At 69.8% G+C, this 23,644-nt stretch carries 17 protein-coding genes; 5 read left to right on the top strand and 12 right to left on the bottom strand.

The window, feature by feature from the left end; genetic code table 11:
- Window positions 1–161: 161 nt before the first annotated feature.
- Window positions 162–1,550 (top strand): hypothetical protein, encoded by a 1,389-nt coding sequence (locus P7V53_RS03070; RefSeq protein WP_280154006.1) that lies wholly within the window; start codon window positions 162–164, stop codon window positions 1,548–1,550.
- Window positions 1,551–1,560: 10 nt separating this feature from the next.
- On the opposite strand, the gene P7V53_RS03065 is transcribed toward P7V53_RS03070, so the two are convergent.
- Window positions 1,561–3,030 carry a lipopolysaccharide biosynthesis protein gene (locus P7V53_RS03065; protein ID WP_280154005.1) on the bottom strand — a complete coding sequence of 490 codons (1,470 nt, stop codon included), beginning with the start codon at window positions 3,028–3,030 and terminating at the stop codon, window positions 1,561–1,563.
- A 262-nt stretch (window positions 3,031–3,292) separates the two neighbouring features.
- On the opposite strand from P7V53_RS03065, the gene P7V53_RS03060 reads away from it, so the two are divergent.
- Both P7V53_RS03060 and P7V53_RS03055 read left to right on the top strand, forming a co-directional pair.
- Window positions 3,293–4,570: a nucleotide sugar dehydrogenase gene (locus P7V53_RS03060; RefSeq protein WP_280154004.1), complete on the top strand. Its 1,278-nt coding sequence runs from the start codon at window positions 3,293–3,295 to the stop codon at window positions 4,568–4,570.
- Window positions 4,570–5,601: an SDR family oxidoreductase gene (locus tag P7V53_RS03055; protein WP_280154003.1), complete on the top strand. Its 1,032-nt coding sequence runs from the start codon at window positions 4,570–4,572 to the stop codon at window positions 5,599–5,601. Before P7V53_RS03060 ends, P7V53_RS03055 begins: the two co-directional genes overlap by 1 nt.
- 26 nt (window positions 5,602–5,627) lie before the next feature.
- Here P7V53_RS03055 and P7V53_RS03050 read toward each other — a convergent pair whose 3' ends face one another.
- From P7V53_RS03050 to P7V53_RS03040, 3 genes are all read right to left on the bottom strand, one after another.
- Window positions 5,628–7,595 carry an XrtA/PEP-CTERM system-associated ATPase gene (locus tag P7V53_RS03050; protein WP_280154002.1) on the bottom strand — a complete coding sequence of 656 codons (1,968 nt, stop codon included), beginning with the start codon at window positions 7,593–7,595 and terminating at the stop codon, window positions 5,628–5,630.
- Window positions 7,596–7,796: 201 nt separating this feature from the next.
- Window positions 7,797–9,212 carry a TIGR03013 family XrtA/PEP-CTERM system glycosyltransferase gene (locus P7V53_RS03045; RefSeq protein WP_280154001.1) on the bottom strand — a complete coding sequence of 472 codons (1,416 nt, stop codon included), beginning with the start codon at window positions 9,210–9,212 and terminating at the stop codon, window positions 7,797–7,799.
- A 284-nt stretch (window positions 9,213–9,496) separates the two neighbouring features.
- On the bottom strand, window positions 9,497–11,554 hold the full coding sequence (locus P7V53_RS03040; protein WP_280154000.1) for a UDP-N-acetylglucosamine 2-epimerase: 2,058 nt from the start codon (window positions 11,552–11,554) through the stop codon (window positions 9,497–9,499).
- 248 nt (window positions 11,555–11,802) lie between these two features.
- On the opposite strand from P7V53_RS03040, the gene P7V53_RS03035 reads away from it, so the two are divergent.
- Window positions 11,803–13,755: a hypothetical protein gene (locus P7V53_RS03035; RefSeq protein ID WP_280153999.1), complete on the top strand. Its 1,953-nt coding sequence runs from the start codon at window positions 11,803–11,805 to the stop codon at window positions 13,753–13,755.
- Window positions 13,755–15,215, top strand: a complete 1,461-nt coding sequence (locus P7V53_RS03030; protein WP_280153998.1) for a right-handed parallel beta-helix repeat-containing protein — start codon at window positions 13,755–13,757, stop codon at window positions 15,213–15,215. The genes P7V53_RS03035 and P7V53_RS03030 overlap by 1 nt, the downstream gene beginning before the upstream one ends.
- A 16-nt stretch (window positions 15,216–15,231) precedes the next feature.
- Here P7V53_RS03030 and P7V53_RS03025 read toward each other — a convergent pair whose 3' ends face one another.
- Genes P7V53_RS03025 through P7V53_RS02990 form a run of 8 tightly spaced genes read right to left on the bottom strand, consistent with a single transcriptional unit; the run spans window position 15,232 to window position 23,501 of the window.
- Window positions 15,232–16,410, bottom strand: coding sequence for a hypothetical protein (locus P7V53_RS03025; protein ID WP_280153997.1), 1,179 nt, complete (start codon window positions 16,408–16,410; stop codon window positions 15,232–15,234).
- 1 nt (window position 16,411) lies between these two features.
- A complete protein-coding gene (gene nadE, locus P7V53_RS03020; RefSeq protein WP_280153996.1) occupies window positions 16,412–17,404 on the bottom strand; it encodes an NAD(+) synthase in 993 nt (330 codons plus the stop codon).
- Window positions 17,405–17,419: 15 nt separating this feature from the next.
- Window positions 17,420–17,671: an acyl carrier protein gene (locus tag P7V53_RS03015; RefSeq protein WP_280153995.1), complete on the bottom strand. Its 252-nt coding sequence runs from the start codon at window positions 17,669–17,671 to the stop codon at window positions 17,420–17,422.
- Window positions 17,672–17,713: 42 nt separating this feature from the next.
- Window positions 17,714–19,243: a class I adenylate-forming enzyme family protein gene (locus P7V53_RS03010; RefSeq protein WP_280153994.1), complete on the bottom strand. Its 1,530-nt coding sequence runs from the start codon at window positions 19,241–19,243 to the stop codon at window positions 17,714–17,716.
- 10 nt (window positions 19,244–19,253) lie between these two features.
- On the bottom strand, window positions 19,254–21,197 hold the full coding sequence (gene asnB / locus P7V53_RS03005) for an asparagine synthase (glutamine-hydrolyzing) (protein ID WP_280153993.1): 1,944 nt from the start codon (window positions 21,195–21,197) through the stop codon (window positions 19,254–19,256).
- A gap of 1 nt (window position 21,198) precedes the next feature.
- Window positions 21,199–22,260, bottom strand: coding sequence for a ketoacyl-ACP synthase III (locus P7V53_RS03000; protein WP_280153992.1), 1,062 nt, complete (start codon window positions 22,258–22,260; stop codon window positions 21,199–21,201).
- A 36-nt stretch (window positions 22,261–22,296) separates the two neighbouring features.
- The gene (locus P7V53_RS02995) at window positions 22,297–23,058 is read right to left on the bottom strand and encodes an SDR family oxidoreductase (protein WP_280153991.1); all 762 of its coding nucleotides are present in this window, start codon (window positions 23,056–23,058) and stop codon (window positions 22,297–22,299) included.
- The gene (locus P7V53_RS02990; RefSeq protein WP_280153990.1) at window positions 23,055–23,501 is read right to left on the bottom strand and encodes a 3-hydroxyacyl-ACP dehydratase FabZ family protein; all 447 of its coding nucleotides are present in this window, start codon (window positions 23,499–23,501) and stop codon (window positions 23,055–23,057) included. Before P7V53_RS02990 ends, P7V53_RS02995 begins: the two co-directional genes overlap by 4 nt.
- Window positions 23,502–23,644 lie beyond the last annotated feature (143 nt).

The following is a 23,644-nucleotide window of genomic DNA, read 5'->3' as shown; positions in this document are numbered from 1 at the left end:
AGTTCCCCGGTTACCCCGTTCCTGTCGCGAAGCATCGACAGCGGCATGCCTTTGCCCATGGGCAGGTTCATGCCGTCAAGAAGCTCGAAAGTCGTTGTGGAGAGCCAGCCCGCCCGTCGATCGACGGGCGCGGTGCAGCTCAATAAAGAAGGTCGTTGGACATGAAATTTGCACGCAAGCCGGCCGCCGCCGCGGTCACCCAGGCACTCGCCTGTCTCGCGCTGACCGCATGCGGCGGCGGTGGTGAAGACACCTCGACAACCGACGCGACTGCCTCGGACAGCAGCCAGCGCACCATGACGGCAGCGGCCACCACCACGTGGACCACGATTGCCAGCGAGGGCCAGTCGTTCAGCTTCAGCGGAACCAGGACGGTCCGCTACGGCGCGGACTATCGCTGGGTCCAGAAGTCGGTCACGGGCTCGGGCCAGTGCACCAACAGCTTCTTCGGCAAGGATCCCGCGCAAGGCACGGTGAAGTCGTGCCAGGCGGCACCCGCCCCCGCGCCTGCCCCCGCTCCGGCACCCGCCCCCGCTCCGGCGCCTGCTCCCGCGCCAGCACCTGCGACCGGGTGGACGAGGATCGCCACCGAAGGATCATCCTTCACCGTGAGCGGGACGCGGACGGTGCGCTATGGCGCCGGCTCCAGCTGGGTGCAGAAGTCGGTCTACAACAGCGGTCAATGCACGAACAGCTTCTTCGGCAGCGATCCGGCCCACGGAACGGTCAAGGCATGCGAGGTGCAAACCTCCGCACCGGCAACCGCCCCCGCCCCCGCCCCGGCCCCCGCACCGGCACCGGCCCCCGCGCCTGCGCCCGCACCGGCGCCCGCCCCCGCCACCGGCCTGAACTTCCCCTCCAACGGCAGCACGTCGAGCGACGTTCGCTTCCGCTTCACCGGCTCGGCGCTGCTGCCCATGTACCCGGCCACCTACATCTGGCGCGTCAACCTGCGCCAGCAGACCGGCTACTACACCACCTTCTTCTGGGGCCCCGACGGCCCCTTCACCGGCGCCTCCTATTACGGCGCTCATCCGTACCCCGACGGCGGCGCCGGCGGCAGCAGCCACAAGTGGGAGCTGTCCATCTACGGCAACGACTTCGTCAACGACGCCAACGGCAACTCCACCCAGCTCGGCTACGGCGTGTGGAAATCGCAGGCGCTGCGCGTGTGGGACAACGGCACCAACAAGGTCCACGAGTTCTACTGGGACCTGCCCGACACCAGCAAGGTCATCCGCGTCACGCTCGATCGCAGCTACGGCTCGCCCGCGCCGTCGAACCCCGCGCTGACCTTCGGCGATGCGCCCTGGAACCTGGGCAACGAGCGCCTCAGCGGCGTGCTGCGCGGCATCCAGCTGTACTCCTCGGCGCTGTCGGTGGCCGACCTCGTCACCGAGGCCAACTCGCCGCGCAGCACCACCGCCGGCAGCAACTCGATCTGGTACCTCAACCTCAATCCCACACCCAGCGACATCTCCGACAAGTCCGGCAAGGGCCACAACCCGTCATGGGTGTCCTCCGGTCGGCCCACCTTGTGGTCGCAGTGACGGATCGGCGCTAGGCGCTGCGCGATCGCCAGCCCGACAGGGCTCCGATCGCGCGGCTGGCGATCATCGGCTCGACCGTTGCCGGGCGACCGGCGGCGATCCACAGCAGCCACAGCGACACGAGATAGACGACGGCACCCCCGACCGTGCCGGCCAGCAGCTGCAGGGCCGCCTCACCGAACGTGCCTTCGCTGCCGAGCCGCAGCAGCAGCTGCCTGACGGCCGCGTAGCCCGCCGCGCTCGCGATGAGGGGACGCCACATGATCGCGACATAGTCCTTCACCCGCAGCCCGAGCGCACCGAAGAGAATGGGCAGGCTCACGACCAGGCTGCAGGAGGTCGCCAGCAACTCCGCGTAGGCCACTCCCGTGGCCCCGTGGCTGCTGCCCAGGAGCGCGATCGCCACCACGAAGACGACGACGCGCGCGACGAAGATCAACGTTGCGAGGTGTGGCCGCCCGAGCGCGAGGTAGGCCGACACGTTGTTCGAGATCAGCGCGGTCAACGCGCCCGCGAACGCGAGGATCTGGATGATCGGCACGGCGTGCTGCCACTGCGCCCCGAGCAGCACGCGGACCATGGGCGCCGCGAGCACGGCCACCGCCGCGCTCACCGGCAGCACGACCAGCAGGATCGCGGCCGTCGCGTCGACGCACACGCGCCGGAACGCCGGCGGGTCGTCCACCAGGCGCGCGTACCCCGGGAACATCGCGCGGTTGATCGGCGCCACCAGCTCGGTGTGCGCGAGCTGCGCGATCTCCGAGCCGACGGTGTAGGCGCCCAGCTGCTGCGCCCCGAACACGCGCCCCACGAAGAAGTGCGGCAGGCGGCCGAACAGCACGCCGGCGAGGTTGTTGACCAGCAGCCAGCCGGAGAACGAAAACAGCTCGCGAGCACGCGACAGCGCCAGGCGCGGCCGGTACGGATGCATGACATAGCTCAGCACCACGCCGGCGAAGCGCCCGGTGGCGGTTCCGATCACGAGCGCCCAGTAGGAGCGGAAGGTGAACGCGGCGATCAGCGTGACGACGAAGGCGATCACGCGCTTGCTCGCCATCCACCTGAACTCGGCCGAGAAGTTCATCTCGCGCCGGAAGTTCACCGTGCCCACGTTCTCGAAGCCCGTGATCAGCCAGGCGCCACCGATCGCGAACATCACCGGCACGAGCCGGGGGTCGCCGTAGAAGGCCGCGGCCGGGTGGGCCAGCGCGGCCGTCACGGCCGCGCCTGCCAGCGCCACCAGGACATTGAGCGTCCAGGCGGTATCGAAGTGCTCGCGCTGCGGGTCGTTCTTCTGGATCAGGGCCACTTCGAAGCTGAACGCGGTGGCCAACTCGATGATGGCAATGACCGACATCGCCATTGCGACGAGGCCGAAGTCAGCGGGAACCAGCAGGCGCGCGAGCACCGTCGTGCTCACGATGCCGACCGAGCGATCGAACAGCCGGAACAGAACCATCCACGCGGCGCCGCGCGCCATCTCGCCTCTCATACCGCGCTGCCCCGTCCGACCCGAAGGCGCGCAGCTTAGCAGCCGCCCATCTCCAGGCCGGGCCGACGCACCGGCGCCACGCGAAGCAGTGGGGCGGTTTGCCAACAATGTGCGGATTTCGGGCCAAGTCCCTACGGTTCGGGGGTGGTCCGGCGGGCGAGCCACAACGACAATCTGCGCGAGTCCGCCTGCGCGCCTGTCGTGCCGCAGGTGTCATGGGATTGCACGCACCGAGAAGGGGAGCAGACGTATGAAGGTCGCCGTCGTTGGCTTGGGCTATGTGGGCCTGCCGCTGGCTGTGGAGTTTGGCAAGAAATACCCGACGATCGGTTTCGACCTGTCCACCGAAAAGATCGAAGCCTATCGTCGCCACACCGACCCGACCGGGGAAGTCAGCACGCAGGAGCTGCAGGCCTCCAGCAAGCTGATGCCGACCACCGACGCCGCCGCCCTGCGCGACGCCGACTTCGTGGTGGTCGCCGTTCCCACGCCGGTCGACGACGCGCATGCACCCGACTTCTCGCCGCTGATCGGGGCAAGCACCTCGGTCGGCAAGAACCTCAAGCGGGGCGCGACCATCGTCTTCGAGTCCACGGTCTATCCGGGCGCGACCGAGGAGGTGTGCATCCCCGTCATCGAAAAGCATTCCGGCATGAAGTGGCAGCGCGACTTCTTCGTCGGCTATTCGCCGGAGCGCATCAATCCCGGCGATCGGGAGCACACGCTGACGACGATCACCAAGGTCGTCTCGGGCGACAGCCCGAAGACGCTGGACCTGGTGGCCGAGATGTACGGCAGCATCATCAAGGCCGGCGTGTACCGCGCGTCCAGCATCAAGGTGGCCGAGGCCGCCAAGGTGATCGAGAACACCCAGCGGGACCTCAACATCGCGCTGGTCAACGAGCTGTCGCTGATCTTCCATCGCATCGGCATCGACACGCTCGATGTGCTGAAGGCCGCCGGCACGAAGTGGAACTTCCTGCCGTTCCGCCCGGGCCTGGTGGGCGGCCACTGCATCGGCGTCGACCCGTACTACCTCACGCACAAGGCGGAGATGCTGGGCTACCACCCGCAGGTCATCCTGGCGGGGCGCCGCATCAACGACGGCATGGGCAAGTACATCGCCGAGCAGACCGTCAAGTGCATGATCAATGCCGGCCAGCAGGTCAAGGGCGGCGACGTCATCGTGCTCGGGCTGACCTTCAAGGAAAACTGCCCCGACCTGCGCAACTCGAAGGTGATCGACGTCATTCGCGAGCTGCAAAGCTACGGGCTCACCGTGCACGTGCACGATCCCGTCGCGACGCCCGCCGAGGCGCGGCACGAGTACGGCGTGGAACTGGTGGCATGGGACGACCTGCCGCGCGCCGGCGCCATCGTCGCGGCCGTGGCGCACAAGAGCCTGGTCGAGCGTTCCACGTCCCAGGTGCTCGCCAAGCTGGTGCCTGGCGGCGTCTACGGCGACGTGAAGTGCACCGCCGACAAGCAGGCGCTGGAGGCCCAGGGAGTCCACGTTTGGCGTCTGTGATGCGACTGCACGATGAGCTGGTCGCCGAGCTGGCGGCACGGCCGCGGCGCTGGCTCGTCACCGGCAGCGCAGGCTTCATCGGCTCGCACCTGCTCGAGGTTCTGTTGCGGGCCGGCCAGAGCGTGACCAGCCTGGACAACTTCGCCACCGGCCATCGCGCCAACCTCGACGAGGTTCGCCGCCGCGTCGGCGACGACGCGTGGGCGCGCCACCGCTTCATCGAGGGCGACATCGCCGATCCTCGCGCGTGCGCCGCCGCCTGCGAAGGCGTGCAGCTCGTGCTGCACCAGGCCGCACTGGGCTCGGTGCCCCGATCGATCCGGGATCCCCTGACGACCCACCAGGCCAACGCCACCGGCTTCCTCAACATGCTGGTGGCAGCGCGCGACGCGGGCAGCACACGCTTCGTCTACGCCGCCTCCAGCTCGACCTATGGCGACTCGCCCACCCTGCCGAAAGTCGAGGACAACATCGGCCGGCCGCTGTCGCCATATGCCGTCACCAAGTACCTCAACGAGCTGTACGCCGACGTCTTCGGCCGCTGCTACGGAACGGCGACGATCGGACTGCGCTACTTCAACGTCTTCGGCTCCCGCCAGGACCCGATGGGCGCCTATGCGGCCGTGATTCCGCGCTGGGTCGCGGCCATGCTGGCCGGCCAGCCATGCGTGATCAACGGCGACGGCGAAACCTCACGCGACTTCTGCTACGTCGCCAATGCCGTGCAGGCCAATCTGCGCGCGGCGCTGGTCGACCGCCCCGAGGCCCTGAACCAGGTCTACAACGTCGCGGTGGGCGATCGCACGACGCTCAAGCAGCTGCACGCGGCCATCGCGCGCGCGCTGCAGCAAGTGGCGCCGACGGTGCAGGTGGCACCTCCCACCTTCGCCGACTTCCGCGCCGGCGACGTGCGCCATTCGATGGCCGATATCGACAAGGCCCGCCGGCTGCTCGGATACGAACCGACGCATGACGTGCAAGCCGGACTGGCCGAAGCCGTGGAGTGGTACGTCGCCAACGCGGTGCGGTGAGAGGACACCGTGGCCGGCCGCCGCGGTCAGTGCGACGCCGCCTTGCCGCGCCCGGACAACCAGTGGGCCAGATGCTCGGCGGTTCGCTCGGCCGCTCCCGCTCCCGAAGGCTTGACGGCGTCGTGCCGGCCGACCGACGCGCCCGGATGCGGCGCATCGACCCACAGGCAGCGCCGCTTCAGGATGCCGGCCACGAGCTCCGCGTCGCGCGAATCGGTCACGATGAAGGCGGCGCCTTGGGCCAGGCCTACGCTCTCGATGAAGCCGACCGGGTCGACCCGCTGGATGCGCTCGTGTGCCGCGAGGCTCGACAGGTCGAGTGCCTCGAGCCTGGCATCGATGTGGCGGGGCATCGGCCACACCAGCGGCTTTTCGCGGCTGATCTCGTGCAGGCTGCTCAGCAGCTCGGTGATGGATTCGCTGTCGCCCGCCATGATGGCGCCATTCAGCATCACCAGCCCGTAGCCGCGCGCGACGACGGCTGAGGCCTCTTGCGACATCGCGGGCAAGGCCGCGGGCGCACCGGCGGCGGCCTGCACCGCGTCCACCAGCAGGCTGCCCACGTGCTGCAGGTGCGCGTCGCCCACGCCCTCGCGCACCAGCGCCACGTAGGCCGGCATCTCGGCCGGGTAGAACACGTCGGCCATGCGGTCGAGCAGCACGCTGTTGGCCGCTTCGTCGACGCCTACCGCGGCAGCGCGCGCACCGGCTTCGACGTGCACGATGCGGCACCCCTTCTTGCGGCCCACGAGACCGCAGGCGAGCGCGCCGTCGCTCCCGCCGATCACCAGCACGGCGTCGGGTCGATGCTCGTCGACCAGCTGCGCGAACTGCTTCATCACCGAGGCGATCTGCTCGGTGGGATCGGCTTCGGAAATTTCCAGCGCCACGACCGGCACGTCCACGCCGAAGTGCCGGTGCAGCGGCTGGTTCAGCGCATAGCGCGCTTTCTCGCCGATGGTCACGCGCACCATGCGGGGCGCCACCTTGTGCTGCTTGAGGGCCGGCAGCAGCGCCGCCAGCTTCACGTCGTCGAAGTCGCTGGCGGCCACGACGACCAGCGGGCCCACGGCGGGCGCCAGGCTCTGCACCGCCGCAGAAGGGGCCGCAGGCGGCATGGCCGCATCACCCGCGGCGGGACGACGAACCTCGGTCGGGCCCGGGCGCGTCGCGGCGTCGCCGACTTCGCTGCGCACTTCGTTGCCGATGGTGTCCACGGTGGCGGCATCCACCAGGTCCTGCGACGACAGGTAGGCGCCCAGCAGCAGCCGGTTGCACAACAGGTTCACGCGCCGCGGAATGCCTGCCGTCCAGTGGAAGATGCGCGCGAAAGCGGCATCGTCGAACGCCGGATTGTTGCCGGTCCAGCCGACCTGCTGCATCCGATGCTCGATGTAGGCGCGCGTCTCGGCTTCGTCCATCGGGCCGAGGTGGCATGACGCGATGACACGCTGACGGAACTGCTCCATGGGCTTGGAGGTGAGCAGCACCCGCAGCTCGGGCTGCCCCACCAGGAAGCTCTGCAGCAGCGCCTGGCTGCCGAGCTGGAAGTTCGACAGCATGCGCAGCTCCTCGACCGCCTCGCGGTTGAGGTTCTGTGCCTCGTCCACGATGAGCAGGGCGCGCTTGTTCTCGGTGACCAGCAGCGTCAGGAAGGCCTCGATGGTGGCGATGAGCTCGGCCTTGGACAGGCTCTTCGGTGCGATGCCGAACGCGAGGGCGACGGAGCGCAGCAGGTCGCCCGCTTCCAGCTGCGTGCTGACGATCTGCGCCGCCACGATTCGGTCGCGGTCGAGTTCAGACAGCAGCGTACGCACCAGCGTCGTCTTGCCCGCTCCGATCTCGCCGGTGACGACCACGAAGCCTTCGCCCTGGTAGACGCCGAATTTCAGGTACGACAACGCGTTGCTGTGGCCGCGGCTGCCGAAGAAGAAGGCCGGATCGGGATTGAGGCTGAACGGCGCTGCGGTGAGGCCGAAATGGGATTCGTACATCTTGCGTTGGAGGCGCGTCGGCCGACGAAGGCTGCCGCGCTGGTACGCGCTGGCGTCGAACGGGGTCGCGATTCTCGCACGCGGCGTGGCGGCGGCGCGTGACTGAAGCCACGCTGACCAGTCGGCCGGGCCGCGGCATCAATGCCGCGATGAGATGAGCACAGGCCCGCGCCGCTCGAGGCGGCGTGCGGGCCGGTGGTCTTACTGAGCGCCTTCGCGGAAGAGCACCACGCTCACCGTTTCCACGAGCACGAGCAGGTCGAGGAACAGCGAGTGGTTCTTGACGTAGTACAGGTCGAACTGGTGCTTGCGGCGAGCGTCTTCGACGGACGCTCCATAGCTGTAGCGCACCTGCGCCCATCCGGTCACGCCGGGCTTCACGCTGTGACGGATGTCGTAGAACGGGATCTCCGCCTGCAGCTGCTGGACGAAGGAGGGGCGCTCCGGGCGCGGACCCACCAGGCTCATCTCTCCGCGCAGCACGCTGATCAACTGCGGCAGCTCGTCGATGCGGCACTTGCGGATGAAGGCGCCGACACGCGTGACGCGGGAATCGTTCTTGGTCGCCCAGCGGGCCACGCCGTCCTTCTCGGCATCGACGCTCATGCTGCGGAACTTCAGGCACATGAACGACCGGCCGCCGAGCCCGACGCGCTCCTGCCGATAGATCAGCGGGCCGCGGCTGTCGAGCTTGATCGCGATGGCGGTGATCACCATGATCGGCGAGGCGATCAGCAGCAGCACCAACGACATCACCAGGTCGAACGCGCGCTTGACTGCCGTGCGCACTCCGTCCTGCACGAAGCCGTGGCCGTAGACGAGCCAGCTCGCCTTCAGGCTGTCGGTGGGCACTTCGCCCTTGGCGCGCTCGAAGAAGCCCGCCAGGTCGAGCACCGGGATGCCGCGAATGCGGCATGCGAGCAGCTGGTCCATCGGCACGCCGCCGCCCCGCTGCTCGCGCACCGCGACGATGACTTCGTCGACACGGTGCTTCTGCACCACATCGTCGATGGACAACTGCATCGGGAAGATCGGAACCGGGATGCCGGCGAGCGAAGCCGCAGGCTCGTCGGCCGACGTCGGGTAGAAGCCGACCAGCAGGTGGCGAGCGGCGCTGTCAGCGGCCAGATCGGTCGCGACACTCAGCGCCTCGGCGCCGGTGCCGACGATCAGCACGCGGCGCGCGCCGACGGCCGCACGGCGCGCCAGGTAGCCGACGCTGCGAACGGCAATGACGCCAACCGCCATCACGGGCACCGCGTAGAGCAGCAACAGCAGCGCGTAGTCGCGATTGCCATCGGCTTGCAGGGCCGCGTACGCAATGCACGAGCCCATGGACAAGGCCACGAGGCCACGGCCGAACAAGGCGCGCAGGCTCACCCGGATGGCGCCCTGGCGATACAGGCCGACAAAGGAGTACAGCAGGGCCATGAAGCCTGCGAAGCCCGCTGCCCACAGCAGAACGTCGGAAGACGGAAAGGCGTGGCGCTGGGGATCGAGGGTGGCGCCCGGCAGCCGGGCAGCGGCCAGAAGAACGGCGGCGAAGCAAAGCAAGCTGTCCGCGACCAACTCCAGCACCGACCACACCGGGATGTGATGCTTAAAGATCTTCAACATCACAGACCCCCCTTCAGAAGCTGCCGCGTAGGTGCCGCGGACTTGCTGGATACGTGTAAGAGTTGCGTCGAAACGCTCTCTCCCCCTCGGAGTCACGCAGTCTACGCAGGGGCCCTCCACCGTGAATCCCTCACCTGAGGGGTCGAACCACAGAGCTCATCGAACAGACCAGCGACCGAAGCACTTACTTACCCGTGCAGCGGCGTGAAACGTGAGAGCCCTTGACTGCGGGGTGGTGCTGCCACCCCCCCAGTTCGTTGGTGCTGCGCCGATGTTCCCGAACGTCACGCCTGAGCGCGTCGATCGGTGGGGGCCACCGACAGCCAGGCGCCCAGGTAGCCGGCGATGCGCGCGCCCGTCTTGCCGTCCCACAGCTCCGGCACACGCCCGCGCTTGCCCCCGTTGAACATGCAATCCCACACCGCCCGGGTGACGAGCGTTCGATTCCGGCCGACGGCCACGTTCGAACCGATGGAGACGGTGATCGCTCGCTCGGGAAACGCTCCCAGCGTGAGACACGGCACGCCGAGCGCTGTCGACTCCTCCTGCGCATTCCAGGAGTCGGTGAGCAGGCAGGTTGCACCGCGCAGCAGCGCGACGTAGTCGGGATAGCTCTGCGGGGGCAGGCAGGTGATGCGCTCGTCCGAGATGTCGAGTCGGAACTTCCTCAGCTGGCCTTCGATGCGCGGGGTCATCGGCCACACCAGCGGAACGTCGCGGCTCACGTCACGCAGCATCGCCAGCAGGTCGATCAGGGACTGACGTTCGCCGATGTTGACCGGCTGGGTCAGCACCACCAGCGCGTAGCCGCTGCGGTCGGCGATGATGGGCTCGGCCGGATGCATTCCCACGCGGCTCAGCGTGGCGCTCATCAGCGAGCGCATCGCGATCTGCATGCCGTCCATCAGGAGATTGCCGACGCAATGCACCCGCTCCGGCTCGATGCCCTCGCGCGCCAGCGTCTCGCTGGCCTGCGCGTCGGTGGTGTACAGCAGGTCGGCGAGCCGGTCCGTGGCCTGACGCGTGGCGGACTGCGCGCCCTCGTCGGCCCGCAGCCCGGCGCCGATGTGGACGATCGGGACGTCCTTGGCCTGCGCCACCGTAGCGCAGGCCAGTGCTGCCTCGCTGCCGTCGAAGACGATCACGGCGCGCGGCAGCACATGGTCGACGACGAACTCGAAGACGTTCATCAGCTCGGGCGACCGCGTGTCGGACGGACCTGGGGCGATGCCCAGGCTGATCAGGCCCTTGCCGACATCCAGCCCGCTGAACAACGCGCTGCTCAGCTCCAGCGCGTCGTCGTTGTGGACCCGCACGAGCTTGGCGGCCGGCAGGTCGGGGCGTCCGGCCAGCGCGCGCATCAGCGCGGCCGCCTTCACGTGGTCGGCGCGTCCGGCGACCACGCACAGCAACGGCCCGGGCTCCATCGGAGCGACCAGCGGGGTTTGCAGCTTGGGTGCGCGCGCGGCGCTGCGCGGCGGCGCCCCCGCACCGGCGAGGGCCAACGGCGGCGGCTCGTCGCCAGGCTCGCCGATCTCGGCGCGAAGGTCGCGTGCCGTGGTGGCCACCGTCGGCACGTCGATCGTCGTCTCCGACGCCAGGAAGCGCGACAGCATCAGGCGGTTGCACAGGAGGTTGATGCGCCGCGGGATGCCGTTGGTCCAGCGATGGATCTCTTCGAATGCACCGGGCTCGAAGCTCGGGCTGCCGCTCCAGCCGACCTTGCGCAGGCGGTGCTCGATGTACGCGCCCGTCTCCTCCAGGTCGATCGGCCCGAGGTGGCAGGACACGCTGACCAGCGATCGCAAGCCCGCCAGATCGGGGGCTTCGATGAGCTCGCGCAGCTCCGGCTGGCCCACCAGGCAGACCTGGAACGGCAGGCGGCGCGGACCGCGCCGCGTCGCGATCGCGACCAGCTGGTCGAACGCATCGCGATGAAGGTTCTGCGCCTCGTCGACGATGAGCACGGCGCGGCGCGCTTCCTTGTCGAGCTTGACGAGGAAGCGCAGCAGGTGGGAGACGAGGTGCTCGGTGGTCGAGTCGTCGACCGGCAGGCCGAAGCCGATCAGCGTGGCACCGAGCAGCTCCTGCGCGTTCAGCTGCGTGCTCACCACGTGCGCGACCGACAGCACGCCCGGGTCGATCTCCTCGAGCAGCGTGCGCACCAGCGTCGTCTTGCCCGCGCCGATCTCGCCGCTGACGACGATGAACCCGGCGTCTTCGCCCAGTCCGCGCCGCAACTCGGCCAGCGCACGGTGGTGGCCGCGGCTGTCGAAATAGAAGCTCGGGTCGGGGCTCAGCTGGAACGGCGGCCCGGTGATGCCAAAGCGTGATTCGTACATCGGCGTCGGCCCGCTCTCAATGCACCGCCGTCCGCCACGCGCCGACCGGCCGCCGCTCTTGCGGGGGGCTCGGACGCTGAAGTGACGGTGCGGGTTGGCAGGCCATGGTGCCCGAGTATGCCAAGCGCCTCTTGCGGATCGCGCCGCCGCGGGCCTTCAAGCATGGGTCCGGCCGGGGTGCGCCCCTAAAATGAAGGGATGCACGACGAACGGCCACGGCAATCCGCGGTGCGGCGCCCGGCGTCGACGTGCTGAGCGGCCGGGCGCACGCGCTGCATGCCGCGCCCAGCGTGCGCTGGCCGTGGGCGGTCATGGCCGCCGCGGCCGCGCTCGCCGCGGCCTTCATCGGCTGGCATCACCCGGTGGCGCCGCATGCGGCGCTGCTCGTCAGCCTGCTGTGGATCCTCATGGCCACACGCTTCGACGGCCTGTGGCTTTTCGTGCTTCCGGCGTGCCTGCCAGCGATGAATTTCGCGCCGTGGACCGGCTGGATCGTGGTCGAGGAGTTCGACCTGATCGTGCTGGGCGCCCTGGCAGGCGGGTATGCCCGCCTCGCGCTCACGCCGCGAGCGCCAGCCGAGGCATCGGCCATGCGGGCAGATGCGTCCGATCGGCTGTTTGCCGCGCTCGCCTGGTCGTGGGCCGTATGGCTCGCCGTCTCGCTCTGGCGCGGACTGGCCGCCGACACGGCGTGGCGCCTGGACTGGCACCAGACGCAGGCCGATCCGCTCAACGCCTGGCGCGTCGCCAAGGGGATGCTCCACGCCGGCCTGCTGGCGCCCCTGCTGCGACAGGCGCTGGACCGATCGGTCACGCAGACCGTCGGCCGCATCGCCGCCGGCATGGCGGTCGGCACCGGCATCGTCGCCGCGGCCGTGCTGTGGGAGCGCGCAGCCTATCCCGGGCTGTTCGACTTCGCAGCGCCGTACCGCACGGTCGCGCTCTTCTGGGAGATGCATGTCGGCGGCGCCGCGATCGACGGCTACCTCGCGATCGCGACGCCTTTCGTCGCCTGGGCGGTGCTTCGCGCTGCCACGCCGGGGCGCTGGTGCGCCGCGGCCATGCTGGCGCTGCTGGTGGAGTACGCGTGCCTCACCACGTTCTCGCGCGGCGTCTACCTCGCGGTGACGGTGTCCCTGGCGGCGCTGGCGTGGCTGTCGCACCGGCGGCCTGCCGGAAATCCGCCGCGCTGGCGCCGAGTGGCCGGCTGGTGCCTGGTCGCGACGCTGCTGCTCCAAGCCGCGATGGTGCTCGGCTCCGATTCGTTCATGCGCCTGCGGCTGCAGCGCAGCAGTTTCGACTTCGGCAGCCGCCTGGCGCACTGGCAGTCCGGCATCGACTTGCTGGACGGCCCGCTCGACTGGCTCCGCGGTGAGGGACTGGGCCGGCTGCCCGCCGTCTACGGCAGCCGTGTCGCCGAGCATCCGCTGCCGGGCCAGGCGCGCATCGTCGACACGCCCGCCGACCCGTACCTGAGGCTCGCGGGGCCGCCGGCGCACAACGAGACCCTCGCCGGCATGTACATGCTGACGCAGCGGATTGCCGCGAGCCAGGACGGCGGCATGCGCGCCGGTCTGGATGTGCGCACCACGCGCCCGGTTCGGCTCGCCCTCAGCGTGTGCGAGATCCATCTGCTCTACGAAGACGCGTGCCGCCGCGCCATCCTCGACGTGGGCCGCAGCGACGACGGCCGCTGGCAGCACGTCGAGGCGGCCCTGGAAGGCGGGTCGCCGCGCGCCGGCTTCTTTCCCCCACGAATGAAGGTGTTCGCCATCGCAGTTCTCGATGCCGATGCGCATGCGGACCTGGACAATCTGGTGCTGCGCGATGCGGGCGGCGTGAACCTGCTGGGAAACGGAGATTTCTCGCAGCACCTCGCGCGCTGGCTGCCGGCGGCACAGCACTATTTCGTGCCCTGGCACATCGACAATCTCTGTCTCGAGGTCCTGATCGAACAAGGCATGGTGGGGCTGATGCTGTTTGCCTCGACTTTCGCGCTGGCGGCTGCGCGCCTGCGCGCGGCATGGCGCCGCGGCGTGCGGGCCGCCGCGGTGTTGTTCGCCGCCTTGCTCGGCGCGCTGACCGTGGGCCTGGTGAGCAGCCTGCTCGACGTCCCGCGGGTGGCGTTCCTGCTGCTGTTGCTCGCCGTGCTCTCGATTCAACTCGGCCAGGTGCGCAGCGCGCCAGCCGTTCAGTCCTGATGCGCGCCCACCGACGCCAGCCCGTGCGCACGGCCGCATCGCCCGCCCGCCTGCGCAACCTGGTCGCGTTGATCATGCTGGCGCTGGCAGCCGGCATCGCGATGATCGCCGGCGTTGCCGCCGCGATCGACGTGCCGCCGCGCACGCTGGGTCCCTACCTGCAGCACCGGGTATCCGACCACCATCCGCTGGTCGCCGGTGCGGGCGAGCGCATCGCCCGGCTGCTGGAGCTGCTGGACCGCGGCGATGCGCGCGCCGAAGGTCTTCCGCGCCTGCGCGTGGGCGCCCAGCCCGAGGCCGCACCCGGCTCGCCGGGCGGCACCGCCATCAGCGTGAGCTCCGCGGACGATGCCATGCTGGCCATGGAGCGCTTGCGCGCCGGCGACGTGCTGACCTTCGCGCCGGGCGTCTATCGCTTCCATGCCACCCTGGCCGCGCGGCAGCCAGGCCGGGCGGACGCGCCCATCGTGGTGCGGGCAGCGCGACCCTCCACCGTGACGCTCGAGTTCGAGACAGCGGAGGGCTTCGTCGTCGCCGCGCCCCACTGGGTGTTCGAGAACCTCACGCTGCGCGGCGTGTGCCCGCAACACGGCGATTGCGAGCATGCCTTCCACGTGGTCGGCGCGGGCGCGCACTTCATCGCTCGCAACAACACGCTGAACGACTTCAATGCGCACATCAAGGTCAACGGCGAAGGCGGGCGCTTCCCCGACGACGGGCTCGTCGAGGGCAACACGCTCGCCAACGGCAGCGTGCGCCGCACCGACAACCCGGTCACCCCGATCGACCTGGTGGCGGCGAGCCGCTGGACGATCCGGCGCAACCTGATCGCCGACTTCGTCAAGGCCGGCGGAGACCGCATCAGCTACGGCGCCTTCGCGAAGGGCGGCGGCACGGAGAACCGCTTCGAGGGCAACGTGGTGCTGTGCGAAGCGCTGCTGCGCGGCACACCGGGCTGGCGTGTCGGGCTGTCGCTGGGCGGCGGCGGAACCGGCCGCGACCACTGCCGAGACGGTCGCTGCATCACCGAGCAGGACGGCGGCGTGGTCGAGTCCAACCTCGTCGCCTCGTGCTCCGACGACGGCATCTACGTCAATCGGGCGGCCATGAGCCGCGTGATGCACAACACGCTGCTGGACACCGGCGGCATCTCGGTGCGCTTCGCGCAGAGCAGCGCCGACGTCGCGGGCAATCTCGTCGACGGCGCCATCCGCACGCGCGACGGCGGCCTGCTGCATGCGGAGGACAACCTGGACACGGGCATCGTGGCGCTGTACTTCGGCCACCACCCGCAGCGCGGCCTGTACCGCAACGCGGCGGCACTGGACCTGGGCTGGCGCGACGGGGCGCCCAGGAGGCGAGGCCCAGCCGGAGCCTCGCCGGACCTTTGCGGATCCACGCGCGCGTCGCCGCCCGCCTACGGCGCCTTCGAGGACTTCGCTGCCTGCATGCCGAAGTGAAGCTTCGACCTGCGGATCAGCGTCCGCGCAGGTCCATCTCGAGCATCAGGCTGTCGGCGAGGAACTTGGCGGCCCAGTTCAGGTACTCGTAGCGGCCGTAGTCGCCGTCGACGGGAAACGATCCCTTGACGCCGCCGCGCGTCTGCGGCGGGGCGTCGATGCACACCGTTCGACGCACGAAGCGGTTGGCCTTCGCTGCCGCCTCGGCGTAGCGGGCTTCCCCGGTGAACTGGTACATCAGCAGCCAGCAGTGCGCGGTCTGTGCGGTTCCGGTAAGGCAGACCCAGTCCACGGCCGGCCGCCATCCGGGCCGGAACCGCCCGGCCAGACGTCCCTCGGGGCCCAGTGCGCTGAGCAGGCCGTCGGCGGTGCGGCGGGCGGCATCGAGCAATGTGGCATCCGAGCTGAACCGATAGGCCTCCAGCACCCCTCGCAAGGCATAGGCGATCGTGTGGGTCAGGGGCTGCGCGGGCTCGTCGAGGCAGCATTTCGGGAACCAGCCGTCGGCGCCCTGCGAGCTCAGCGCCCAGCGCACGTTGGCGAGGCCCGCCTCGCCGTAGCCGCAGCCCGACTCGATGCGCGCTGCCTCGAACAGGCCCCAGGCCACGTGGGTCTCGTATTCCTTCTCGCCCGCGGCAGCGAACGGCGTCGGATGGCGCCGCCAGCAGCCGTCGGGATCCTGCGTCTGCACCAGCCAATCGGCGGCCTGGCGCATGGGCCCGGCATAGGTGCCGAACTCGGTCTGCGCGGCCGCGAGCCCGAGCAGGATCTGCCCGGTGTTGAAAGTGACGGGGACCACCGGCCGCGAGTCGATCTTGCCGCCCTGGAACCCGCCGCCCGGCAGCTGGATGCGCACCAGCCAGTCGGTCATGCGTCGGGCACGTTCGCGCATGTCGGCGCGGCCGGTGCGCCGCGCATACTCGAGGAAGGTCGGAACGATGTAGCCGGTCGTCTCGGGATACGACGAAGCCCACCCATTGATGAGGCTGTAGTCGCGCGCCACGCCGCCGTCGGCGCTCGATGACGCGTCCTGGGCGAGGCTCAGCCAGTCCATCAGCGCCGGAAGAACCTGCTCGCTCCCAGGGTCATGGGCCGGCAGTCCCGCCCGGTCGCGACGGCGTTCGGCGCGCGCCTGGGACGGCAGGCGCAACAGATCGCGGACCTCGCGCGCTCGCAGGGTCAGGGCCAGCTTCATGTCAGAGCGGAGAAGGGCCGACCGGCTCGACGGTCTCGGCCACGCCGTGCAGGTAGCGGGCGGCGCGACGCTTGGCCTCGATGTCGTCGTAGATGCGCTGCGCTTTCGCCGCATCCACGCCGAGCGCCTCGCCGAGCCCGGCGGCGCTCACGCCGTGGTTCAGCGACCACAGCGCCACGTCCATCTGTGCATAGGGCAGCGCGAAGTAGAACTCGTCCTGCCCCTGCGGCAGCGTGTAGGTGTCGGTGGTGGGCTGCGCGCTGCAGATCGGCTCCGGCAGTCCCAGCCAGCGCGCCATCGCATACACCTGCGTCTTGTACAGGTGGGCGATCGGCTTCAGGTCGGCCGCCCCGTCTCCCACCTTCACGAAGAACCCCTGGTCGTACTCCAGCCGGTTCGGCGTGCCGATGACCGCGTAGTTCAGTCGGTCGGCATGGAAGTAGTCCATGGTCTTGCGCACCCGCTGCTTGAAGTTGGTCGCTGCGACGATCTGCAGGTACTCGCGCAGCGGCAGCCGCGCTTCGTGCAGGATGCCGTCGGGCGTCGCGACCACCAGCTTGAAGTAGTTGATGCCGCCGCCGGTGCCGCCGGCGATCACGATCTTGTTGCGCCAACCCTCGCCGTAGGCAGGAAACACACGGCGGATGGCCTCGTCGCGCTGGCGGTAGCACCCCAGCGCCTCGAGCGCCGGTGCGATGTCGAAGGTCTCGTGCGCGATGCCCAGATGCTCGGCCAGCAGGCGCCCGCGCTCGGTGCTGAAGGAACTGGAGTCGCGCTCGGGCAGCAGGAGCCCGAAGACCTTCCCGGGCCCGACAGCGCGCACGGCCAGCGCCGCGCACACCGAGCTGTCGATGCCGCCGGAGATCGCCACCACCAGGCCGCGCCGGTGCAGGCGGTTGGCCAGCATGTCGACCATCCAGCGGGTGATGCGTTCGGATTCGGCCGCGCAGTCGAGCTGCAGCGCGTCGGGACCGGGGCGTGGCGTGGCGCTCATCGGCACAGGCTCCCGTCAGCCGGCGCGCTTGCGCGACAGGTACTGGACGATGCTGTCCAGGCTGTCGAGGTTCTCGGGAATCATCTCGCTGTCCTCGACCTTGATCGCGTAGGTCGCCTCGAGAAAGGCGATCAGCTCGAGGAAGCCGGTGGAATCGAGCACGTGATGCTCGAGGAATGAGTCGCCGTCGGCGAGCGGCGCGGTGCGCGCGCCCATGATGAAGTTGTCCTCGACGAAGCGCCGAATATCCCCCTTGACCTGATCCATGTCTTCCCCTGCGGCGATAGCTTGTGTTCGTGCAGCGCGTTCTCAGCGCAAGCTGGCGTGGCGGATCTTGCCGGACTCGGTGCGCGGCAGTTCGTCGACGATCTCCACGAACTTGGGCGCCATGTAGTTTTCGAGTCGGGCGAGGCAATGCTTGACGATGTCGCGCTCGGCCAGCGTGCAGCCCGGCCGCAGTGTGACATAGGCCTTCACCGCCTGGCCCAGCGCGTCGTCCGCAACCCCCACGACTGCGCAACCCGTCACGGCATCGAGCTGGTAGATGACGTTCTCGACCTCGCGCGGCGCGACCTTTTCGCCGCGCGTCTTGATGATGTCGTCCTGGCGGGCGACGAAATACAGATAGCCCTCGGCGTCGCTGCGGAACAGGTCGCCGGTGCGCAGCAGCCGCTCGCCGGTGCTCGCATCGACACCCATGCGCTGCCGGGTCTCCTCGGGACGCTGCCAGTACCCGGGGCTCACGTGGGCGCCGCTCACGACCAGCTCGCCGATCGATCCGTCCGGCAGGCGCCGGCCGTGCTCGTCGACCAGCCAGTGCGTCTGGTGCGCGATGCCGCGGCCCACGCTGCCCGGGCGGTGGTCGATCTCCGCAGGCGGCAGGTAGCTCGCGCGCACGCATTCGGTCAGGCCGTACATCGCGAACAGCTGCGCCTGCGGCCACAGGGCGCGGATGCGATGCAGATGAGGCTCCGGCAGGGCCGCGGCGGCGTTGGTCACGAGGCGCAGCGCGCTGAAGTCGAAGGCGTCGAGGTTCTGCAGTGCGAGAAGCGACGCGAACAGCGTCGGCACGCCGGGAAACACCGTCACGCGCTCGCGCGCGAGCACCTGCGCGAGCTTCACCGGAAAGGCGGCACCGCGCTCGATCACCACGGTGGCGCCCACGGACAGGCCCATGAGCAGGTTGTTCAGGCCGTAGCTGAAGGCAGCGGGCAGGGCCAGGCCGATGACGTCGTCCTCTCGCAGGCAGAGGTAGGCCTGGATGGAATCCCACGCGCTGCGCAGGTTGGCATGCGTCAGCATCACGCCCTTGGGCACGCCGGTGGTCCCCGACGTGTAGATGAGCGCCGCGAGATCGGCGTCGCTGCGCAACGGCTCGTCCATGTCGCGAGACGCGCCGGCCTCGGGCCACGCACGCACGCGTGCGTCGACTGCCGACGGCTGCGACACGCCCGCGACGCGGATGCTGCGCACGTCGGCCACCACGTCGTCGAGCGCCGGCTCCCAGGCCGGCGCCAGCATGGCATGCGTGAGCATCGCGGCCGCGCCCGTGTCGCGCGCGACGAAGCGCAGCTTGTCGGCCTTTGCCAGCGGGCTGATCGGCACCACGACCGCGCCGGCGGCGAGCACCGCCAGCACGCCGACCGCGAACTCGACGCTGTTCTCGAGGAACACGATGACCCGCTCGCCCGGCGCGACGCCGTCTTCGCGCAAGGCGTGGGCCAGCGCGCTCACTGCCCGCTGCAGCTCGCCGTAGGACAGTCGCCGCTCGCCGCACACCAGAGCCGGCTTGTGCGGCAGGCGGCGCGCGGCCTGCTCGAAGGCGTGATGCAGCGACATGCGGCCCCCCTCAGCACCAGGGCACTGCGCCCATCGAGGGACGGATGAACTGCTCGTGCAGCAGCATGGTGGACAGCACGCCGACGAAGGCCATGTTGTCGCCGAAGCCGATGGCGCGACCGGCACGGCACTTCTCGACCAGCTTGCCGACGGCGCCCGGATCGAACAGGCCGGCGCGACCCAGGCTGGCGGGACTGAGCAGCTCCTCGACGTACGGCAGCGGCCGGCCGCCGGAAAAGAAGCAGGCGCTGTCGGGAGCGCGATACGGCTGCTTGGTGCGCTGGCCGATCGAGGCCGGCAGCTCGTGGCGCATCGCCTTCTTCAGCAGCATCTTCTCGTTCAGGCCGCGCAGCTTGAATCGCGGCGGCAGGCGGCAGGCGAACTCGATGACGCGGTGGTCGAGGAACGGATAGCGCGCCTCGATCGATGCCGCCATCGCCATCCGGTCGCCTTGCGAGGACAGCAGGTAGCCCGACATCAGCGTATGCGCCTCGACGTACTGGTCGCGCTCCAGCGGCGCCCAGCCGTCGAATTCGGGCGGCAAGCCGTCGGCCAGCGCACGGTGAGGGTCCCAGGCTTGCACGCGAGGGCGCCAGTCCTCGGCGAAGAAGCCGAGGATGCGGCGCGTGGTGGCCAGCCGCGTCATGTGGGCGAAGTGCGGCGCATCGGGCGCCTCGGCGCCCGTGCCGAAGAACTGGCGCGTGAACGCCTGTCCCGCCGCCGGCGAGTTGGCGAGATACGGATACAGCCGCTCCAGCAGCCGCGGGCGCCAGCGCGACTGCGGCGTGCGGGCGGCGAAGCGCCGGACCTTGGCCTCCTTGAAGAGGTCGTAGCCGCCGAAGGCCTCGTCGGCGCCCTCGCCGGTGAGCACGACCTTGTAGCCGGCCTCGCGCACGCTGTCGGCCAGCAGCATCATCGGCACCGGCGCCGTGCGCACGACGGGCGCCTCGGCATGCCAGACCATGCGAGGGAACGCGCTGCCGATCTCGCCCTTGGTCGCCTGCATGGACGTGTGATCGGTGCGCAGATGCGCCACCAGCGCGCGCTGGTGCGCGCTCTCGTCGAACTCGGCGTCCTCGAAGGTCAGCGAGAAGCTGCGCAGCGGCGTACGGGTGTGGTTGTGGATGATCGCGGTGATGACCGACGAATCCAGCCCGCCCGACAGATACGCGCCCACGGGCACGTCGGCGCGCAGCTGCAGGCGCACGGCGTCGACCAGCAGCGCATGCAGTTGCTCGGCGCAGTCCTCCTCCGACCGGGCTTCGCCGGCAGCGTGGCCGGGAAAGGCCCAGTCCCAGTAGCGGCGGACCTGCGCCCGGCCGCCTTCGACCGTCATCAGGTGACCCGGCGGCAGCACGGACACACCCTCGAACACGCTGGCCGGCGGCAAGGCCGACCAGTAGCTGAAGGTCGATGCGATCGCGCCCGGATCGAGCTTGCGCGGCACCTCCGGCAGCGTGAAGAGAGCCTTGACCTCGGAGGCGAACGCGAGTCGGCCACCGGCCCAGGTGTAGAACAGGGGCCGGATGCCGACACGGTCGCGGGCCAGCACGAGGCGCCGGCGGCGGCCGTCCCACAGCGCGAGGGCGAACTGGCCGTTCAGCTGCTGGACGAAGTCGTCGCCGTGCTGCTCGTACAGGTGCACCAGCACCTCGGTGTCCGAGCGGGTGTGGAAGCGATGCCCCTGGCGAACCAGGACCTCGCGCAGCTCGACGTAGTTGAAGATCTCGCCGTTGAAGACCACCCAGATGCTGCCGTCCTCGTTGTGCAGCGGCTGGGCCCCGCCTTCGAGATCGATGATGCTCAGGCGGGCATGGCCCAGCCCGACGGGGCCGTCGATGCGAATGCCTTGCCCGTCGGGGCCGCGGTGATGCAGCGCCGCGACCATCGCCTCGAGCTCGTCCTGCCGGGGCGGGGAGCGGTCAGGGCCGTACAGGCCCGCGATGCCGCACATCTCAGGCGGCCGCGAGTGCGGCGCCGCGGCGTTCGAGCGTGCCGGCGTAGTCGGCGTGCATCAGCGGCGCCTGCGCGTCGATGTCGACCACCGCGGCGCCCCAGGACAGGCCGACGCCGTAACCGAGCAGCATCACGGTCATGTCGCGCTCGCGCTGCGCCGGCAGCAGCCGCGTCATCGTGACGGCCACCGACGGGCCGCCGCAGTTGCCCATGTCTTCGATGGTCATGGGCACGCGCGCCTCGGGCAGGCCGCTCTTCTTCATCAGGTGCTTCATGATGAAGCGGTTGGATTGGTGGAAGACGAAGCTGTCGATCTGCTCGACCGAGCGTCCCGACAGCTCGAGCGCGTCGCGGATCAGCGGCGGCACGCGCTTGATCGTGAAGTTGAAGATGCCGGCGCCGTCCATGCGCAGCGCCAGGTCGCGCGGATCGGCCGGCCGGCGGTCGCGGAACGCGCCGCCGCGGATGATGAGGCCGGCGTGGCCGCTGCCGTCGGTGTGCAGGCAGAAGTGCGCCGCGGCGGCGCCCGGCGCACTCTCCAGCGCAGTGGCCGAGCCCGCGTCGCTGAACAGCAGCCTGGTCGCCTGGTCGCCGTCGTCGACGAAGCGGCTCGGCGTCTCGCCATGCAGCATGAGGATGCGCTGCTGGCCGCCCGCGCGCAGCATTGCCGCCGCGAGGTACAGGCCGTAGGGGTAGCCCGAGCAGCCCAGGCCCATGTCGAAGGCCGCGCAGTCGTCGCCCAGGCCCAGCCACTGGTGCAGCATGCAACTGGTCGAAGGCAGGAAGTAGTCGGGCGACTGGGTGACGAAGATGAGGCCGGTGACCGATTCGCGCGACCAGCCGATGCGATCGAGCAGCTGCTCGGCAGCCTCGAAGCACAGGTCGGCGGCCGTGACGCCGTCGCCGACGATGCGCCGCTCCTTGACCCCGGCCATCGCGACGACCTTGCGCACCTCTTCGGGATCGAAGCCGAGGTTGGGGTCGAGGTTGCTGACGGACTGCGGGGGAACGCAGGTCGACACGCCGGCGATGCGGACACCTTCGATGCTGGAGCGGCTCATGCGAAACCTCTGCGACGTGATGCGCGAGACGGGCAATCAGTCGACCACGCGCGCGCCGCCGTCGACGACCAGCGTGTGGCCGATCAGCCCGCTCGAGGCCGGGCTGCACAGGAACTGCGCGGCGTGCGCCACCTCGTCGAGATCGACCATGCGGCCTCGCGGCGAGCGGCGGATCGCCTCGGCCAGGCGCGCTTCCTTGTCGGGAAAGGCGGCCCAGGCATCGGTCTCGACACTGCCCGGCGAAAGAATGTTGACGCGCACGCCGCGTGGGGCGAGCTCGACGGCGAGATGCCGCGCGAAGGCCTCGAGCGCGCCCTTGGACGCGCCGACCGTCGAATAGGCCTGCACGGCGCGCACGGCGCCGGCGGAGGAGACGGCCACCACGGCCGAGCCTTCGCGCAGCAGTGGCAGCAGCTGCTGCATCAGCTCAAAGAAGGCGCGCACGTTGAGCGCCATGGTCCAGTCCCAATGCTTGGCGCTGAGCTGGTCGAACGGACGGTGCACCCCGGTGGCCGCGCAATGGACCAGCGAGATCGGCAGCTCGCCGCCCTGCTGCATGCGCTCGTTCACCGCCGCCAGCCCCTTGGGCAGCGTGAGGTCGGCGCGCAGGACCTCGATCGCCAGCCCCTCCTGCACGGCCTGCTCGCGCAGCGCCTGGGCGGCGCCGTCGTTGCGGGCGTAGTTGGCCACGACGGTCGCACCGGCGCGGGCCAGTCGCAGCGAGATGGCACGGCCGATGCCGCGGGTGCCGCCCGTGACCAGCACGCAGCGCCCCTGAAGACCGAAGGTGTCGTTCATCGTGGCTGCGCCGCGAGATAGTCCTCGAGCACCTGGTCGCGGAACGACGGCGCGAAGTTCTCGATCGGCATGAAGGAAAAGAAGAGCTTGGCCTGCGCGGCGGTGCGACCGCCGACCTGCGCTTCGCACTCGGCGGTCGCGAAGCGCTCCTCGTTGGAGACCACGGTGGCGCGCAGCGTGAGCTCGTCGCCGGGACGCACCCACTGGCGGAAGCTGGCCGACAGGATGCGCGCGAGCATGGCCTTGCCGCGCGGACGCCGCTCGGCATCGAGGCACTTGGCGGCAGCCTGGCCCATGGTCTCGGTCAGCAGCACACCCGGCACCACGGGAAAGCCGGGGAAATGGTCCTGGAAGTAGTCGTCCTCCGCCGGCACCGTGCGCGTGGCCACCACGCTCTCGCCGGGCACCAGCGACACGATGCGGTCGATGAGGATGAATCGCACGTCGGCTCCTTCCGGTCCGCGCCTAGTGTCGTGAGTTGGAAATACGTGGCGTTTCGATTCGACCAGATGGTGATGATCGGGCGGCTGCGCGAAGGGGCCAATACTGGACGTATTGGCCCCTTCGCGCAGGCGACCGAGGGCGC

This window comes from Piscinibacter sp. XHJ-5, assembly GCF_029855045.1.
Taxonomy (GTDB): Bacteria; Pseudomonadota; Gammaproteobacteria; order Burkholderiales; family Burkholderiaceae_C; genus Albitalea.
The sequence above is the reverse complement of the archived record's forward strand: the minus strand, read 5'-3'. Positions and strand labels throughout refer to the sequence as shown.